The 15976-nt window shown below is 36.6% G+C and carries 17 protein-coding genes and 3 pseudogenes; 3 read left to right on the forward strand and 17 right to left on the reverse strand.

The annotated features are described in order from the left end of the window. Positions 1 to 28: 28 nt before the first annotated feature. The 9 genes from ACX5JI_RS11050 to ACX5JI_RS11090 all read right to left on the reverse strand — a co-directional run bounded on the left by ACX5JI_RS11050 (position 29) and on the right by ACX5JI_RS11090 (position 5611). Positions 29 to 316 (reverse strand): hypothetical protein, encoded by a 288-nt coding sequence (locus tag ACX5JI_RS11050; protein ID WP_459501101.1) that lies wholly within the window; start codon positions 314 to 316, stop codon positions 29 to 31. 115 nt (positions 317 to 431) lie between these two features. Then, complete coding sequence (locus tag ACX5JI_RS11055; protein ID WP_459501102.1) at positions 432 to 1067, reverse strand: HGGxSTG domain-containing protein; 636 nt, start codon at positions 1065 to 1067, stop codon at positions 432 to 434. 15 nt (positions 1068 to 1082) lie between these two features. Further along, positions 1083 to 1766: a hypothetical protein gene (locus ACX5JI_RS11060; protein ID WP_459501103.1), complete on the reverse strand. Its 684-nt coding sequence runs from the start codon at positions 1764 to 1766 to the stop codon at positions 1083 to 1085. A 14-nt stretch (positions 1767 to 1780) separates the two neighbouring features. Then, on the reverse strand, positions 1781 to 2068 hold the full coding sequence (locus tag ACX5JI_RS11065; protein ID WP_459501104.1) for a hypothetical protein: 288 nt from the start codon (positions 2066 to 2068) through the stop codon (positions 1781 to 1783). An 84-nt stretch (positions 2069 to 2152) separates the two neighbouring features. Then, positions 2153 to 2839 carry a hypothetical protein gene (locus tag ACX5JI_RS11070; RefSeq protein WP_459501105.1) on the reverse strand — a complete coding sequence of 229 codons (687 nt, stop codon included), beginning with the start codon at positions 2837 to 2839 and terminating at the stop codon, positions 2153 to 2155. A 100-nt stretch (positions 2840 to 2939) separates the two neighbouring features. Next, complete coding sequence (locus ACX5JI_RS11075) at positions 2940 to 3671, reverse strand: BRO family protein (protein ID WP_459501106.1); 732 nt, start codon at positions 3669 to 3671, stop codon at positions 2940 to 2942. 85 nt (positions 3672 to 3756) lie between these two features. Continuing rightward, positions 3757 to 4575 (reverse strand): MarR family transcriptional regulator, encoded by an 819-nt coding sequence (locus ACX5JI_RS11080; RefSeq protein WP_459501107.1) that lies wholly within the window; start codon positions 4573 to 4575, stop codon positions 3757 to 3759. Between the two features lie 27 nt (positions 4576 to 4602). After that, positions 4603 to 4812: a helix-turn-helix domain-containing protein gene (locus tag ACX5JI_RS11085; protein ID WP_459501108.1), complete on the reverse strand. Its 210-nt coding sequence runs from the start codon at positions 4810 to 4812 to the stop codon at positions 4603 to 4605. 466 nt (positions 4813 to 5278) lie between these two features. Beyond that, a complete protein-coding gene (locus ACX5JI_RS11090; protein WP_459501109.1) occupies positions 5279 to 5611 on the reverse strand; it encodes a hypothetical protein in 333 nt (110 codons plus the stop codon). A 150-nt stretch (positions 5612 to 5761) separates the two neighbouring features. On the opposite strand from ACX5JI_RS11090, the gene ACX5JI_RS11095 reads away from it, so the two are divergent. Next, a complete protein-coding gene (locus tag ACX5JI_RS11095) occupies positions 5762 to 6352 on the forward strand; it encodes a BRO-N domain-containing protein (protein WP_459501110.1) in 591 nt (196 codons plus the stop codon). On the opposite strand, the gene ACX5JI_RS11100 is transcribed toward ACX5JI_RS11095, so the two are convergent. The 6 genes from ACX5JI_RS11100 to ACX5JI_RS11125 all read right to left on the reverse strand — a co-directional run bounded on the left by ACX5JI_RS11100 (position 6330) and on the right by ACX5JI_RS11125 (position 13339). Beyond that, positions 6330 to 7571: a BRO-N domain-containing protein gene (locus ACX5JI_RS11100; RefSeq protein ID WP_459501111.1), complete on the reverse strand. Its 1242-nt coding sequence runs from the start codon at positions 7569 to 7571 to the stop codon at positions 6330 to 6332. The two genes, ACX5JI_RS11095 and ACX5JI_RS11100, sit on opposite strands and share 23 nt — an antisense overlap. A 1841-nt stretch (positions 7572 to 9412) precedes the next feature. Continuing rightward, on the reverse strand, positions 9413 to 9988 hold the full coding sequence (locus ACX5JI_RS11105) for a recombinase family protein (protein ID WP_459501112.1): 576 nt from the start codon (positions 9986 to 9988) through the stop codon (positions 9413 to 9415). A gap of 750 nt (positions 9989 to 10738) precedes the next feature. Continuing rightward, the gene (locus ACX5JI_RS11110; RefSeq protein ID WP_459501113.1) at positions 10739 to 11071 is read right to left on the reverse strand and encodes a hypothetical protein; all 333 of its coding nucleotides are present in this window, start codon (positions 11069 to 11071) and stop codon (positions 10739 to 10741) included. A gap of 12 nt (positions 11072 to 11083) precedes the next feature. Further along, positions 11084 to 12664 (reverse strand): T7SS effector LXG polymorphic toxin, encoded by a 1581-nt coding sequence (locus ACX5JI_RS11115; RefSeq protein WP_459501114.1) that lies wholly within the window; start codon positions 12662 to 12664, stop codon positions 11084 to 11086. Then, positions 12661 to 13023, reverse strand: a complete 363-nt coding sequence (locus ACX5JI_RS11120) for a DUF3958 family protein (RefSeq protein ID WP_098101498.1) — start codon at positions 13021 to 13023, stop codon at positions 12661 to 12663. The genes ACX5JI_RS11115 and ACX5JI_RS11120 overlap by 4 nt, the downstream gene beginning before the upstream one ends. A gap of 40 nt (positions 13024 to 13063) precedes the next feature. Beyond that, complete coding sequence (locus ACX5JI_RS11125; RefSeq protein ID WP_098101497.1) at positions 13064 to 13339, reverse strand: TIGR04197 family type VII secretion effector; 276 nt, start codon at positions 13337 to 13339, stop codon at positions 13064 to 13066. 297 nt (positions 13340 to 13636) lie between these two features. Between ACX5JI_RS11125 and ACX5JI_RS11130 the strand changes: the two are divergent. Then, positions 13637 to 13840 (forward strand): annotated as a pseudogene (locus ACX5JI_RS11130) (GNAT family N-acetyltransferase); the annotation flags it as partial. A gap of 737 nt (positions 13841 to 14577) precedes the next feature. Then, positions 14578 to 14658, forward strand: a pseudogene (locus tag ACX5JI_RS11135) (N-acetylmuramoyl-L-alanine amidase); the annotation flags it as partial. 45 nt (positions 14659 to 14703) lie between these two features. On the opposite strand, the gene ACX5JI_RS11140 reads toward ACX5JI_RS11135, so the two are convergent. Further along, a complete protein-coding gene (locus ACX5JI_RS11140; RefSeq protein ID WP_016079286.1) occupies positions 14704 to 15006 on the reverse strand; it encodes a contact-dependent growth inhibition system immunity protein in 303 nt (100 codons plus the stop codon). A 12-nt stretch (positions 15007 to 15018) separates the two neighbouring features. Next, positions 15019 to 15420: pseudogene (locus tag ACX5JI_RS11145) on the reverse strand (RNase A-like domain-containing protein); the annotation flags it as partial. Positions 15421 to 15976 lie beyond the last annotated feature (556 nt).

Consider the following 15976-nt stretch of genomic DNA (forward strand, 5'->3'; position numbering starts at 1 on the left):
GAGATAGAAACACCCCCTAGCCTTACTTTTAGCGGTAAACGTGTCCCCACTTCTCAGTCATCTTACACAGCTTATTTTCCTCTTGTAAACTGAGGTGACGGTATTCTTCCTCGCTGATTTCTTTCACATCTACATTATAGAGAGTACCACCAGCTAGCAAAGAAAAGCCTTGTTCATACACTCGAGTGAACACCTCCTGAAGATCGTTCTTTGCAGCTTCTAGGTCTCCCTCAGTAGTTGTATAGTGCTCTTGAATGTACACCTCGTTAGGATTCGTATTATAAGAATAAGTAATTTCAACAGATAGATATTTCATAGTGCATCCTCCTTAGTTATGCTCGTTGAGAGCTCTCTTGTATCCGTTCTCACTGAAGACGGCCGTTTCACCACCTACAAGGCGTGCCTAGCGAGTCGCCATACCATATATTCACTTACTGTTCATTACCCAGGTCAAATAAAGCATTAAGATCAACCTTACTAGGATTATCTTTGTTTTCCTTGCTCATTTTGAACTTATTATTCAACCCTAGAGTCTCAATGTAGCGAATTAGTTTAATCTCCGGATCATTATAACTTTGCGAGTCAGATAAGAACTTAGTAGAATCAAGTCGCCCCACTTTGATATAGTTCATAGCATATCTATCCACTAAACTTAGATTGAAAGGGTCGACCTCATAGTGTTCACAAAAGTAATCAACAAAGTAGTTGTATAACTCAACTTCCTCCTTAGTGAGCGTATTGCGAAAATCCTTAGAGTAAATACCATGTATAGTTGCTGCTTTAGGGTTTAAATTTGCCATAGCTTTTTCCCTCCCTTCCTCTGTAGTTGCTCCCTTAGAGCCTGAACCATGCCATACACAACGTCCATTAGTAGAGCCGTCCTCATGGATAACTGGTTTTCTAGCACATATCTTTCCAGTTTTCTGAACAGCACCACAAATAGTAGCACTCACCTTAAGGTCTCTCTTGAACACCTTAATAAGCTCCTCGTTATCACCTGCTTGTATTTCCTGTTCAGCTTTTTGCATGAACTCCCTTAGTTGTTTCGGAAGTTTACGTCTTGCCATATCAGTATCACCTCGTTAGTTACTCCAATGTAGATTACTCGTGTATTCTTCATAGAATTTGTCAAATTCTCCTTGAGCCTTCTTGGTAGCTTCAATCTCACAAACTATCGGTTTCTTTGGCGGTTCCCTCTTACTGAACTCTCGAGTTAGCTGCTTAAGCCCTAATTCAATTTGCTGAGCCTGAGAGCGCACCTCCGAGTATTGCAACATAAGATTAACTTCACATTGTAACATATCAGTTTTTCTTTGTAGTTCAGCTAGTGGGGATTGTTCTTTGAAGAGTTGTGCGGATTTAACTTGAGGGAATGCTACGAAAGATACTTCACGAATCTTCTCAGGCTTACCTTGAGAGTTCGTATAGAAAGAGATTGAGAGTTTTTTCATTAATTTCTTAGCAATACGCTCTTTGGTGAATTCGTCAATTACTCTGACAGTTCCCACAAGCTTATTACCTACTACTTTTACACTATCGAGGAAGCCTACTGTATCCTTTGCTGATTCAGAATGATCTAGCTGGATAGGTACTTGCTCCTCAGTAATGAAATTGTTAGCCAATCTTTGAAGGTCAGCTACCTCGTATTTTCGCCTCCTATAAGCGCCTACCGAAAACAACTCAGCTTCCCGAATTAAATCTTTCCCTTGTTCAATTCCCTCTGAGAAGGAACTGACAAGGTTTGACTCGTATCGTTTGTAATTCATATATTTTCACCTCGTTACAAAATAATATCTAGTACTACATATAAGTCGCTAAACTTACCAATTAAAACCTTTGAACCTTGTGGTTTATCTTGTAAGTTTTTTCTAGCTCTTTGAGACAGCTTACATGATACAGGTTTATTCGAATCTCCAAAGTACTCAAAATTAACAAGTACAGTACTCTTTGAATAGTTACTATCTATAAGTTCGACTACTCGACCAACTAGAAAAGGAGATTGTGTTTTTCTTGCCGTTTTCTGCATTATAAGTTTAGCTAAGGAATCTGCCTCCATACGGTTGCTCATGTTTTAACCACCTCATTAGTTATATAAATGAATCGCACCTTCTTTGCTATTGCTGGCGAGGTGCACCTACCATAAGAACCACTATTATAGGTTTTCAATACGTTTAACTGTCTCCTCATCAAGCTCGATGTCATGCTTATCAAGTACAGTTTTCATAGCTTCTAACGCTTCCTTTACAATCTCGTTAGCTTTCTCTTTCCCTTTTGCCACATCTTCCTGGTTAGCTTCAAATACAAAGGATTGGTCAACAGGGTTAATTTGTTGAAAGTCACCTAAGCCATAAGCCTGAGCAAGGTCAATAACATGATTTTTCCTTACGTATCTAAATAAGCAAGAACCATAAACGTCTTCTGCTTTGAAGAATTTAATTAAATTGTCAATTGTATTTTGCTGTTTAACTCCCTCAACGTTATTCTTTCGAGCCTCTTCGCCTTGAGAACGGAATAACTCTTTCTTAGATTCTAGAACTTGCTGCTGAGTGTCAGCAATCTTAGTATCAAACTCGCTCAATTCAACTTGTAAGTTCTTTAGTTTCCTATTACCTTTTTCTTTGCTAGCTAAAGCTGTTTTATCATTCTCGTCAATTACTAGATTAGCTGAAATAATACGCACAGCGTTTTCTACCTCGCCGATCTGTTGAGCGACACCTAAGCGTTTACCTTGTAAGTCCGATACTTGAGTTTCTAATTTGTCCAATTCCTTTTGAGCCGCTTCTACAGTTTTAATCTTTTTATTGTTACCTTCTAATAAACTTTTAATAGTGTTTAACATAAATAATCATCTCCATTGGTTTATTCCCCTTCGAGGTGTAATTCGGGGATTAATTTTGTTGGGGGTTACTTGTGGGTAAAGAGTGGTAACATGAGAGGACTTACTTATTGATAATTCCTAGCTCTTGAGCTATCCAATAACGACCTTTCTCGCTAAACATCATCGTAAGACCAAACATATTAGTTTCATATCTAATGTAGTTTTCACTTCTCAAGAATTCATAGTTAGCTCTGTGTAGGTAATTCTTTTTCCTACTCTTATAGATTATCTTCTTCTCAACTAGTCTATTGTAGAGTTCCTGAGGAGAACGCAATCCCAAAGACTTAGCTATCTCTGTAGCTGTGTAAAAGTTTTCCGTGGATAGCACTTCATTAACATACTCAACGAGTGGAGCTTGCTCCTCGATAACCTGTTGAGCTCGCTCTAGTTGCTTAGTCTTCTTCTCGATTGTTTTCTGAGCTAGAATAAGAGCTCGAGCTATGATCGTTTCTGTGTCATCTTCCTCGGTAGTTACTAGGTAACCACCTTCTTTCCTTATATTAGGTATCACCTCGCTAGTGATCCATTTCCTAAATGCTTTAGCTTGTGGTTTTCGACTTCTAAGTATCAAGGAGTAAAGACCTGATTCATTGATTATCATCGGTTTTCTACCTGAACCCGAATATTGTTCGTGTTTGGATTTCTCATCATCATCAAGAGCTAATAAAGCTTTGTTTGTATCATTCAACTCCAAGATGTCACATACATCTTTGGCCACAAACCAAACGGTTTCTCCTTGACAGATTGTTCTAACTTGTCCTAATTCTGATTCAAATATTTGTAAGTCATTCATTATGATTTATCTCCTTCGCTCTTCTCTTGAGGTAATATTTTTGTGTTCCCTATGGGGTAACGTTATAGTGGTGAAATTTGCAGTCTTATTTCTTAAAGTTCTCTTTAGAGAAGGAGGCTTTCTCGATGTTATCAAGCAGTTCCTCCAAAGTAATCTTTTTAGCCTGACGACTAACCGCTTTTGGATCCAAACAGATAGCCTCAGTAACTGAATTAATCTCTACAATCAAGCGGTTCTTCCCTAGTTCTTCCATTAGTTTCTTAACTGTTGGACGAGATAAACCAAGCAGCTCTTCTAGGTGCTTACGCTTTAATAGCACAAGCTTGCTAGCTTCTTCCTCGTCGGGATTCTCAACAATTAAATTAGTTGTCCAGCTCATGTATGAAAGCATCATACCGAATAACCCCAAAGCATTTAACGAAATAGATTTAGCTTTCTCTTGTAAGTGAGCCTTGAAAATTTTAACTACCTTGTATTCCTCTTTTAACTTCTCACAAACAAATACCGCATCAGTCATATTTACGTAAGTTGTTTTCCCTACCGTTTTGCGAGTGATTAATTCATTAGATTCTAATTCTGATAGGATTTTATTAACTTGAGAGCGTGTTTTATCCAAGCTTGCTACCAAGTGTTTAACTGTTAGTAGCTCACCTTTTTCAGTGAACAGATTCCCCTCTCGATTAACTTTCATACAAGTTGCTAAATAAAGTAACACACCATGCTGTTGTAGAGTTAAATTCTCTTTGATTACTTTGAATTTGTCTCGTTTCATCATAGTAAAATGTCTCCCATCTCGTCGGCTCATACTATTTAGATATTTTTCTCGGGCTTTCTTTTGAGATTGTGAAACTACTTCATATCCGGCTTCTAATAATTCCCGTTTTGCTGCTTGTAAATTATCCATTTATTTCTCCTCCATGTTTTCCCTTTATCAGTATTCTTCTTTTCTAAAAGTTAGCAACTCATTGGCTTCTTGAATGTTTAACGCTAAAGCAATCTTATTGACTGTTCTCATATTCACCGGTTCACCATAGCTCATTCTGCTAAGATTAGCCTTGTGAATTCCCGTTTTGTCACTTAATTGATCTAACGTTAATCCTCTCTTACGAGTTAGCCTTTTAATATCTACATAAAATCCCATTGGTAACTCCTCCTTAATATCTATTTTGTTGTTATTTACATTTGTTTTACTTGATTGCCAATTACCTTCCAATAAATAAGACTAGCCGACTCTTGGAAGAAAACAGCTAGCAAATTTACCAATGGAGGTAACATGAAATAAAAAACTCTTTTTTTGCCCCTCATAAAGTAAATACCAAAATGGGGACGTGTTTCGCGACACAGCTATAGCTCCTCATGTTTAACCTGAAAAGAATAATCTTAATACGGTAATTGAAATTTAAAAGAGGTGTAGCACAAGTAAGTCGCACCTCGTGAGTTACCTATGTTATGTATTGCGCAAGTCATCTATCCCACCAAAGTCAAAAAGCTGCAATCCATCAAGCAACCTCTATAGATTGCCAGTGAATTACAGCTTTAGTGTTCAACCTATTTAGTTACATCTACCTTAACCACCCTCTTTATCTACCCTCAAATCCGAAGAGAATCTACAAGTTATGTAGTTTTTGACACCAATCAACCAGTTCTTGAGTTTGCTGCTGGTTCATCGCAAATGCTTTTGACATACCCTTAGAATTTATAGTGATACCAAAACCGCCATCTCTGAACAATTGAAAACTCATTAAATCACCTCCACGGTCTAGAATCTCAATTGATTCATTACCTGTTAGAATTTTTATAAGTTCACGAGCCGAGCTCCCTGAGAATACACAGTGAACAAAATGATCTTGCTTATCTCTGATAATAAAATATATTAAGCCCACTACGAACTTAACTTCCAAAGTACCTAACCAATCTTCATATTTCAGCAAAGAAATCACTTAAATCACCTCCATTTCTATCAAGATTGACAATTATAGCGTCATCTATAACAGAAAAAAACAACTCAATTATTAGTTTGCAACGATTAATCTATCTCGGTAATACCGTGGTAATATTTAGTTAATAACATTACTGAGGGGGAGTTTTATTTGAGTAATTTGCAAGTTGTTCACCAACAAGACGTTTTAGATCAAACTTTTAAGGTTTATGGGACTGTAGAAGAGCCATATTTCCTTGCAAAGGATGTAGCTGAGTGGATCGGCCATACGAATTTAACAATGATGTTGAAAGCGGTAGATGACGAGGAAAAAGTCAAACTAAACAATAATTATCTTGAAGGTAGAACAGGAGGAAACGGAACAATGTTTCTCACTGAGGACGGTATCTACGAAGTATTGATGCAATCTCGTAAGCCAATAGCCAAACAGCGGAAAAAGGAAGTTAAGCAAATCCTTAAACAGATTCGCTTAACAGGTGGAGTTGTACAAACAGATCGTGAAGCGGAATTCATTGAGAATTACTTCCCTAGCTTCTCCGAGGATGTAAAGAAAATGATGGTGCTCGATCTGCATACTAAAAACAAAGAATTAAATAAGACCATCGAGGTGCAAGCTCCGAAGGTTGAAAAGTATGAGGACTACCTTGAAACAGATAGCTCGCTGACAGTAACTCAGGTGGTCGATAAACTGCGAGAACTTGGTGAGAAACCTAACTATATTAGAAGTGCTTACCCACAGTAGTAAGTGTAGCTAGTCCTTCCTCGTCTAAAAACTTTCTGTATTTTTCCGCATCGGGTTTAATCTCGTCAAGTTCTTCTTTGATCTCTTTGAGTTCCTCCTCAACGGCATTAATGTGACGGTCTTTAAAGTTGTTATACTCCATAGTAGCCTGCATAACTTTCATCATATCCCCTGTAGCGAAAGCTTTACCGATGTTTGTTTGTAGAGCTGGCTCCTCGTTGATATCGACTACTTTAATTTGTTCGCTAGCTTTTTCTTCGATATTTAACAGTTGAGAGCGAACCTCTTTAGCAACCTCGCTGTCTCTTAGTAGCATTCCCACTCTCAGGATTGCACGTTTGGGGAAGAGACCTACTGTTCTGTAATTAATCTTTGTTTGGCGTCCCTTATAATGAATAATGAAATGCCCTCTTTTAGGCTCAATTTTAGGTAGGGACATTTTGTCTTCACCTAAAATATCTTTTATTTCTTTTCCATACTTAGTTATATACCCATCTTGTATTAATTCATCTTTATGTCTTGTAGAAATTTTATTAATCGCTACAAGATCTACTCCATAAAACTCAGCAACCTGACTTGTTGTAGCAAGCTCCATATTAGGAAGCAATAGTAACTCCTTAACCTTTTCTAGTACCTCAACTCTTTCAGCTAAGTTATTACGTTGCTCTTTATTGTCGATAACCTCGAAAGTAACTTGTGTAGTATTCATTAATATTCCCCCTTGGTAATTGTTCTCGTTCAACTCCACTACCATCATTCTTTTAAGGTTATCAGATAGGCCTGTAAAGTGTTTCTCAATAAACTGTGTTTCACCGCCCTCAACCACGTAGCCCTTGTTTTGTCGTAAACTCGGTAGTACTTCATCGAATACCCACCTCTCGAAACGTTGCGCACTAGGAAGGTGAGAACTAATAATTAAACGGTAAAGATTTCCCTCTGAGATATATTTCTTTTCTCTTTTACCCGCTTCGGTATTCACCTCGCGAAACGCGACCCCATCACCTAAGCAGTGTTTAATGATTGCATCAAAGGTATTTTTGTAACCTAATATTTCAGCGCACTCGATAGCTGGAAACCAAGGTTTACCTTCGATCTCTAGTACCTCTAGATCACCAAACTCAATGTGAGCAAATACTTCTCCTAGAGGTGGTAACTTAGTAACAACTTGCTTGTCCACTTGTCGAGGGATCAATCCTGACTCGATAGCCCACTCTTTCATTGTCTTGAACTTCTCTTTCTTTGCTTTCGTGTTATAGAAGAACTGATTTAATCCTTCGGAGGTTAAAACAACAAATCTAGCTCCCTCTATTTGTCTAGTCTTGATCTCGTTAGTGTTAACCTTCTTTAAAGCATCCGTTATGTTTCTATATCCGATGATGTCTGTTAGGATATCTTTTGCGATAAACCATGTAGTACCTGCTTAACACACTCCATTTTAATTAACTTAGTTAAGTATGTAAAAAAAATGCGTCGATTCTTCAAATATGCGAAAAAAAACGCGTCGATTCAATACACCTCAATCCCTTGTGGCTCTAAGTATAGACCCTGTTCCCATCGAAAAAACCTTCTTTATTCTTATAGACTACATGGCCGTCTCGTGTCACCCAATTTGGCTACCCTCCCTATGTCCCTTCTCAAGTGGCAAACAAAAAGAGCTATACCAACTAAGCAAACAATACAGTTTACCCATCAGCACAGCTCCAAGTTTTACTCATATGTAATTTATATAGGTTTAACTAAAGTAGATCCTACTTCCTCAAACAAAAAAAAATAAAATATCTGAGGAGGAAATCCTTTAATGTAAGTTCACAAGGCTATTTCTTGTCGAGAATCGACTAGACTTACTTGTGGGGATAATCCTAGTTCATTCCCAGCTCGTATATATAATATTTCAAATCCTTACGAGGCGGAATCCTTTAGGTTAACCAATTTGTTCACCTCAGTAGTTCTTTTTTATTTTTGTTTACTGAGTATTACTAATTCGTATCATCTCAGGGTCATTTATATTGACTTATCATGAGATAGACTAATAGGTTAACCTATTAAGTTTTTTAATTATTAATCTAATGGCTTAACCAATCAGCTTGACCTCTATAGTTATAACTATAATGACACCCAAAAAACACCTTGTCAAGTTAAGATTTTGTAACACTTAACTTTTACATCTATAGCTTTGGTGGTAAACCTACTGGGAAGTGTACTAGAGAGAAGGGTGAAAGAGGTTAAACTCTAGTAGACTACCGATTTCAAATACCTTGAACCTAGCGAGCTGGGAAACTCTTTGTATCACCTTTAAGGTAAAGTTCAACAGGTGACTGGATGAATTACCTACTCGATTTTACTCAAAAAAATTAATCTAAAAAAATTTCAACTCTAAAATTTAACTTGATAGGTATAACTCATTGGTGGTCTGTACGAGGTGCTTGCTCGAGAGGGAACATTCAAGTGTTGCGATGTAGTTTTACTCACAGAAAATTCACTAAAAAAATTAATCCCCATAATTTCATCTACGTTTGTCTCCATGAGGGATTTTCCTACCCCCCTAGCCTTATTTTTTCAAACATACATTTAACTTTTTAGATTTATTTTTAAAGTTCCCCTTACGAGCCGGCCACTTCCCAAAGCTTAACCTTCCCCATTCCTTGGAGCTGGACTAACAAAGCAAACACAGTAGATATCTACTCACAGAGCACAAACTCATAGAGATCGTACTCACAAGACGACATATAAAGACCCGTGAAGCTTTAGCCATCATATTACCTATGAGGTGTAACTCATAAGCTTAACCACGTACACAAACAAAGCAGGACTACAGGATATACTCTGTATGACCCACCTCCTAGGCTTACTGTAAGGCGATACTATAGAGATAGTTAATTCATCAAAGCTCCTGGAGAGGACTCTAGGTAGGTTAAACTGATAGGTGTCTTCTCGTTGGATCTTTAACTGAGTAGCAGGTAAACATGTGTAGTGAAGGATATAAAGACCTACACGAGGTGCAGCTACATTGTCCATACTCGCATACAAATAAAAAGAAACAGCGAGGCAGCAACTTAATCGTTACCTATCCCGTGTTCCTTCTTGTAATTTCCTCTTATTAATCTCTTTATATAGCTTACCTTGAGAAATACCCACATGACTAACAATATCTTTAATAGAGTATTCTCCTGAGTCATACATCTGTAAAGCTACCCTTATTTTGTCATTATCGAGTTGAGGTCTACCGAGTTTAACCCCTCGTTTCTTTGCACTTGCTAGTCCTTCTTTTGTTCGTTCTGCTATTAAGTCCCTCTCGAGCTGGCTAATTACTGCCATCATAGAGAACATAGCTTTTCCAGTTGGCGTTGAAGTATCCATATTTTCCTTTAGGGATACGAAAGTAACACCCATCGTGTTTAACCCCTCAACAGTTGTAAGGATATCAAGGGTGTTTCTCCCTAGTCTGCTAATGGCTTCTACAATAACAGTATCACCTTCCCTTACTGTATCCATGAGCTGGGTTAGTCCTGCTCGGTCTTTTTTCGTTCCTGTATATTTCTCTTGGATTAATCTATCATAGCCATAATTATTGAGTGCTTCTAACTGTCTATCAAGCAATTGCTCATCAGTTGAAACCCTAGCATAAGCGATTCTCATAAAGTCTCTCCCCTTACATTTATTGTACCTTTAATGTAACATAAGGGTATGCTAAGTGTAAAGGTTTTATGTAATCTTTTATGTAATAACTTTATGTAATATAAAAAAGGCTTAACCATAAGGTTTGACTCCCTAGTGAAATGATTACACTTATTTATCGTTTTATGTAATCTCGGAGTATACTACAGAGCTGGCTATCTAAGATTCACACAACATAGAGCTATCACTACATTGGTTACTATATAGTTCTGATATGAGTTTAGCCAAAAAGGATCACATCGAGGTCGGAGTTTACCTATTTAGCACACCTCATAGTATTACCTGTGAGTATGTAACTTACAAGTACTAAAAGGCCGATTAGAATACTTTTAAATCAATTTATATAGTGACCTAGAAGTTATTCTCATCCACTTCTCTTGTCTAAGATGCAGGTCTGATTCGTTATATACAAAAGTGAACCTATCGAAAGGGAGGTTTTCGGGATTTTGGTTCGCCAGGCGCCTGAAAAATCTATGCGGAATTTAAAACTTCGGGGCTAATTTACTAGACAACATGCCGGGTTTTACAAAAGATAAACCGCCCACGTAAAAATGAGCGGCTTACAATTTGATTTAAAGATTTTCTATATAACTTTCTCTTCACTTACTCCAAGCAAGGTAACATGACTCATTGGAATATACAGTCCTAAAAAAACTTGTTCTTCAAAAAGTTCTTTTCTTACCTTCAGAATCTAGTAAAAAAGAATTTTTATTAATCTCCTATTGAAAAAAGTCTTTCTTGCTTCTGCAATGCTTCCTCACATAATTTTTTGATATTTAATATACAAACTGAAGCTTCACTATCATATTCTTCCAATACTTTACTGTTTAATAGATTAACACAAGTTGTAATTATAGTTTTTATCTCATCTTCATCAAAAATTGTATCGTCATAAGGATCTATTCCATATAAAGGCTGAATATCAAAAGAAACTTTGTTTCTAATATGGTATAAATAGTTTTGAAGCTCATCATCGAATTCCACATATTTTGATTTAAAATCAATGCTATCCATATTTTTTCCAACGTAAAAGTCTAAACTCATATTATACTCCTCCTATTTTTTCGGGAACGCAGTTATTACATTTCCATTCTTATCAATAACTACTTTCAAAGTGTTAACAGGCCTTCCATTAGCTTTAAAACCAATAGGTTGTCTGAAAGTTTGTTCGAATATATATCCGTCTCTTCCAGAAGTATTAGGCTTCATTAACACACCATTTCCCTTTAACGTACTATCTATTCCTGCTCTAATATCAAAGTTAGAATTAAATTTTGATTTATTTGCAAAAGCTGGATTATTACTATTACTTCCATGCCTTTCTAAAATATGATTAGCATATACTCTATTATTTAAGGTATAGTTGTCAGCTACATCAAGCACTTTTTTAAGTTGAGAGTTTGTGTTTTTACTAGCTCCATCGGTTTTCTTACTAGTATTATCCATCCCCTTAGTAGTATTTCCCTCTTTATCAAGTTTACCACTATCTTTAACCTTATTAACACGCCCACCAGAAGACGGAGAAGACTGGAATTTTTGAAGAGTATCCTGAGCATTTTGAATTGATTTATGCCAAACATATCCACCATGTGTAACAGCACCAACACCAGCCGCCGTAGCAGCTGCATCTAATGGAAGAACAATTGGTGATGCTAACCCACCAGTTCCTACTTCTGTGACGAAGGTTAAGAAATTAGCTCCGCCTATGACTGAAATACCTTCAAAAATTTCTACAATAGATCCTACCGTTGATATAATATGTCCAGTAAACTCTCCAGCTTGATAAGTTGCCTTGCTTTCTAATTTATCATTCTCAGGTGGTGTTAGTCCAATATAGTCTTCTGCAACTGCACTGCCAGCGCCTTGTACAAAGTCCCGAGCACTCTCGTAAATATTTCCGGCACCATGTTTAAACTTATCCAGTAAGGATTCATCTTTTTTTCCACTATTTAATGGACCACACATTGCTCCTTCTTCAATTGAACTACCATTTAAAAGTTTGTCAGCCTGACGCTTCCTACCTTCTTCAATCGCTTGAATGGAAGTCGTCCACTCCATATTCAACCCTTGTGTACTAAACGTACCACTTGCGAGGCTGAAACCTTTCCCGCTTTGCACTTCCGCAAGACCTCGCGCGATACTCGAAGCTAGTTCGATTGCTGTATCATAATTACTACTAGAAGTATAATTAAATTCATGTAGATGTTCTAGTTTTTCTTGCAGTTTCCGTTTCATCATATCAAAAATACCCATCATAGCGTCCGTACCTGGAAGGGGTACAGTTTGACGGATTGCTTCCATATTTGCTCTCGTTTGGTCAATCCCTTGGATTTGTTCTAATATTTCTTGTTCGATTACATCTGTCGAAGCGACTTGCGATTGAAATTGACTTGGAAAAGCATCGTTCTGACGGATTAATTCTTCACATAAGTAAATAATTCCTTGTGCTAAAGGACGAAATGTTTGTACAAAAAATGATTTTGCACTGCTATATGTTTGTCCTTGTAGAACAGTATCAATTGCAAAAGCGTCAATAGATTGAATGACTTGTTCCATACCTTGAATCGTCGCGGTACATACAGCGTTCATGCTTTGTGTTTGGGTATGTACTTCCCCTAGATACATATTCAAACTCATGAATTGACCTCCCTGACTAATTGTTGTTGCTGATAGGAAAGGTCATTTTCTAAGTCGCTAAGATTTCGTTTTTCCTTAAGCAATGTTTCTTTTTGATTTTCCAATTCAAATGTAAGTTTTCGCTCAATGTGTTGTGCATCTTGACGCATATCCATAAAAAACAGTGACATTTCTCGATCTCTATGCCAAGTTCCTAAAATACGGTCAAACAAGCGATGATTTTGATTTTTCCATATATGAAAATCTTCTTCTGCTTGTTCCTGTGTTTGAATCGCAGATTGATTCCGATCCTGTTCTTCAAATATTCTTCGTAATTTTTGATTTAATTGTTTGATTTCTTTTTCAATATCCTGACTCATCTTTTTCCTCCTACCGTTTTACTTTACGTAGGTTATTACATTAGCGAAAAATATTTTGAAGTTCGTTATCCATTCTCTCAAAATCGTTAGCTACCGAATGAATATTATCAACCGCTTGTTGAAAAGCAGCAGAAAATTGTTTCGTTAAATCTAAAACTTGTTGATTCGCTTCTTGTGCTTTGGAATTAACAGATAGTGTTGTACGCGTCGCCTTTGTTATAGAACGACTTGTTGTACTTTGAATCCTGTCAGAGGCTGATCCCATTTTCGTAGCAATTTGTGTTGCTGTTTGTAAATTACTTTGGAATTTTCCCATTGTTTAAATCCTTTCTATTATGCTCATAGAAAATTATACCATATTTCAAAGTTTCTCCATTAGAAATTATGTTCATAATGAAAAAGGATATATAGTTAAGGTAAATCCAACCTTTTCACCTACTAAGCCCCTCCTGTTGTGTTCATGTGTATAAATGCTCCACGAGCTGGGACTATTAGAGCTTGACTGTGGGTTATAACTCCCCTATAATTACTCTTAATAAATTCTAAAATAGGTAGTCTTCTAGGTTTACTAACTCTACAGTAATACCCTCTGAGCTTTAACTCATCAATTTTCACCTTATCAGCAATGGTTGTTGGAGTATGTACGCATCCAGATTATCGGGGGAATGGATACGCTTCACTCATCTTGCAAAAAATGATTCGAGATTTTACTCAAGAAGGACGAACGCTTTGCTTATTTTATAATAATCCAGCTGCCGGGCGGATTTATAAGCGTTTAGGATTTAAGGATATTGGAATGTGGACGATGTATCGCTGATGAAATACTCTATTAACTTGTTGATGATCCAACGACTATTACGGAATTCATAGCACATAGAAAAGTTATACGTGTAAAAGATTACAAAGATAATGAAAAAATTGTCCTAACTTTTTTCATATTTGTCTTCCTATACGGTAGTATATATTCAACCCTAGAATTTCAATATAACGAATTAGTTTAGTCAAATGAGACAAATAAAAGATGCGGACTTCAGGGCACGGCTGCAAACATATTACGGAGCTGTGCTATCTCAAACTTACATAGTTGACTATTGCCACTTGAGCCCTCACTATATAGTTCTGATATGAGTTTAGCCAAAAAGGATCACATCGAGGTCGGGGTTTACCTATTTAGCACACCTCATAGTATTACCTGTGAGTATGTAACTTACAAGTACTAAAAGGCCGATTAGAATACTTTTAAATCAATTTATATAGTGACCTAGAAGTTATTCTCATCCACTTCTCTTGTCTAAGATGCAGGTCTGATTCGTTATATACAAAAGTGAACCTATCGAAAGGGATGTTTTCGGGGTTTTGGTTTGCCAGGCGCCTGAAAAATCTACGCGAAATTTAAAACTTCGGGGCTAATTTACTAGACAACATTCTACGTTTTATAAGCCGTTCTAATCTATTTGTATTACTTCAGATATACGTACTCAATTTCGCTGATAATTCTCTAGGGAAAACGGCTTTAAAGCATAAGATATCGACGCTAAAGTTGACGTAAATGGTTCACCGCAATATAAAGTACACAATTCGAAGGGAACTACGTACTACATTACGGCTAGTGATGCGTATGTGAGTGTGAAGTAATAGTAAAGCCGACTCATATCAAGCTGAGTCGGCTTTGTTTAGTTTTTATTCTTTACTTTTTATAGCTTCTTTTAGTATTTCAAGGGTCTGCTGTAACCATTCTATAGCTGTTAAGTTTAATGCAGGGAAATAAATGTAAGCATTATATTTAATAAATTCCTCTTTTTCACTATCAGTTAGATTACTGTTTAAAAACAAAAGTATATCATTTTTAGTATTTTCGATACATATTTTAGTAACTTCCATTATAAATTCATTAAGAGCTTCCTCAGGTGATTCAATATCTTGGTGAAATGTTCCTGCTAAGAAATCACCTAATTCTTCATAATGGCTATATTTATTTTCCATACAAATTCTCCTCTACTTTTCTGGATATCCTGTAATAATAAAACTTCCTTGGTTATCTTTTTTCAAAACAATCACAGCATTTTCCACATCTAAAGCACCATTTGATCCTCTTTCGACATATCGTCCAAGTATACTATTACCGTTATATCTTAGCGGTAAGGTTGGTCTGCTATTAGGATTGTTTAACCACCTATTTATTTTTGCTATATTTTGTGGATTACTTAAAACTTCATTAGCTACTCTCTCGGCTATAGCCCTATTAGTGAAAGATGATGATGCTGGTATTCTAGGGTCACTTTGTAATCTTTGCAATAGTTCTGCATCCGTTTTTTCTACGTGTCTTTTGATTAAGTGACCACCTCTTCTTTGGCCAGGTTTTGCCTCATGGGCAATTAATCCTCCTCCAGGAGCTAACAGCTAACAGCTAACAGCTAACAGACTAGTATCCCCTATTAGTGCGAGATGTACGTCGATTTAAATGTATTTGTATCACATCGGATACACGTACTCAAATTCGCTGATAATTCTCTAAGAAAAACGATTATAAAATACGAAATAATAAATTTAAGATGCAAAAAAGACCGCCCTTACAGGCGGCTTTCTTTTAAACTTCTATATCTTTTCCCTCTGTTACCACTTTATCTCTCCACAACACAAAAGTGAATCTATCGAGGGGGAAGTTTTCGGGATTTTGGTTTGCCAGGCGCCTGAAAAATCTATGCGGAATTTAAAACTTCGGGGCTAATTTAAATCTAACGTATATATCGTTTTATACTCTTCCTTCTTTTCCCTCAATATAAAGAACCTTCTTTTGAGAAAAGTTTTATTAATGCTTTTTATCAGCCTTTCCGAAAAATCGGCACATATTTTCCTCATTTCTTTCATAAGAACGTCTACTAAAAGATTCCCTATTTATCCATCCTAACTATATAAAAAAGCCTCAAAAAACAAAGTTTTTTGAGGCTTTGAT

The organism is Bacillus sp. C1 (assembly GCF_054570475.1).

What these genes read in the sequence shown, in the direction of transcription:
- ACX5JI_RS11050 (WP_459501101.1), bottom strand. Translation starts at nt 316, where the DNA reads ATGAAATATCTATCTGTTGAAATTACTTATTCTTATAATACGAATCCT.
- ACX5JI_RS11075 (WP_459501106.1), bottom strand. Translation starts at nt 3,671, where the DNA reads ATGAATGACTTACAAATATTTGAATCAGAATTAGGACAAGTTAGAACA.
- ACX5JI_RS11070 (WP_459501105.1), bottom strand. Translation starts at nt 2,839, where the DNA reads ATGTTAAACACTATTAAAAGTTTATTAGAAGGTAACAATAAAAAGATT.
- ACX5JI_RS11110 (WP_459501113.1), bottom strand. Translation starts at nt 11,071, where the DNA reads ATGAGTTTAGACTTTTACGTTGGAAAAAATATGGATAGCATTGATTTT.
- ACX5JI_RS11085 (WP_459501108.1), bottom strand. Translation starts at nt 4,812, where the DNA reads ATGGGATTTTATGTAGATATTAAAAGGCTAACTCGTAAGAGAGGATTA.
- ACX5JI_RS11060 (WP_459501103.1), bottom strand. Translation starts at nt 1,766, where the DNA reads ATGAATTACAAACGATACGAGTCAAACCTTGTCAGTTCCTTCTCAGAG.
- ACX5JI_RS11080 (WP_459501107.1), bottom strand. Translation starts at nt 4,575, where the DNA reads ATGGATAATTTACAAGCAGCAAAACGGGAATTATTAGAAGCCGGATAT.
- ACX5JI_RS11115 (WP_459501114.1), bottom strand. Translation starts at nt 12,664, where the DNA reads ATGAGTTTGAATATGTATCTAGGGGAAGTACATACCCAAACACAAAGC.
- ACX5JI_RS11055 (WP_459501102.1), bottom strand. Translation starts at nt 1,067, where the DNA reads ATGGCAAGACGTAAACTTCCGAAACAACTAAGGGAGTTCATGCAAAAA.
- ACX5JI_RS11065 (WP_459501104.1), bottom strand. Translation starts at nt 2,068, where the DNA reads ATGAGCAACCGTATGGAGGCAGATTCCTTAGCTAAACTTATAATGCAG.
- ACX5JI_RS11140 (WP_016079286.1), bottom strand. Translation starts at nt 15,006, where the DNA reads ATGGAAAATAAATATAGCCATTATGAAGAATTAGGTGATTTCTTAGCA.
- ACX5JI_RS11120 (WP_098101498.1), bottom strand. Translation starts at nt 13,023, where the DNA reads ATGAGTCAGGATATTGAAAAAGAAATCAAACAATTAAATCAAAAATTA.
- ACX5JI_RS11100 (WP_459501111.1), bottom strand. Translation starts at nt 7,571, where the DNA reads ATGAAAGAGTGGGCTATCGAGTCAGGATTGATCCCTCGACAAGTGGAC.
- ACX5JI_RS11105 (WP_459501112.1), bottom strand. Translation starts at nt 9,988, where the DNA reads ATGAGAATCGCTTATGCTAGGGTTTCAACTGATGAGCAATTGCTTGAT.
- ACX5JI_RS11125 (WP_098101497.1), bottom strand. Translation starts at nt 13,339, where the DNA reads ATGGGAAAATTCCAAAGTAATTTACAAACAGCAACACAAATTGCTACG.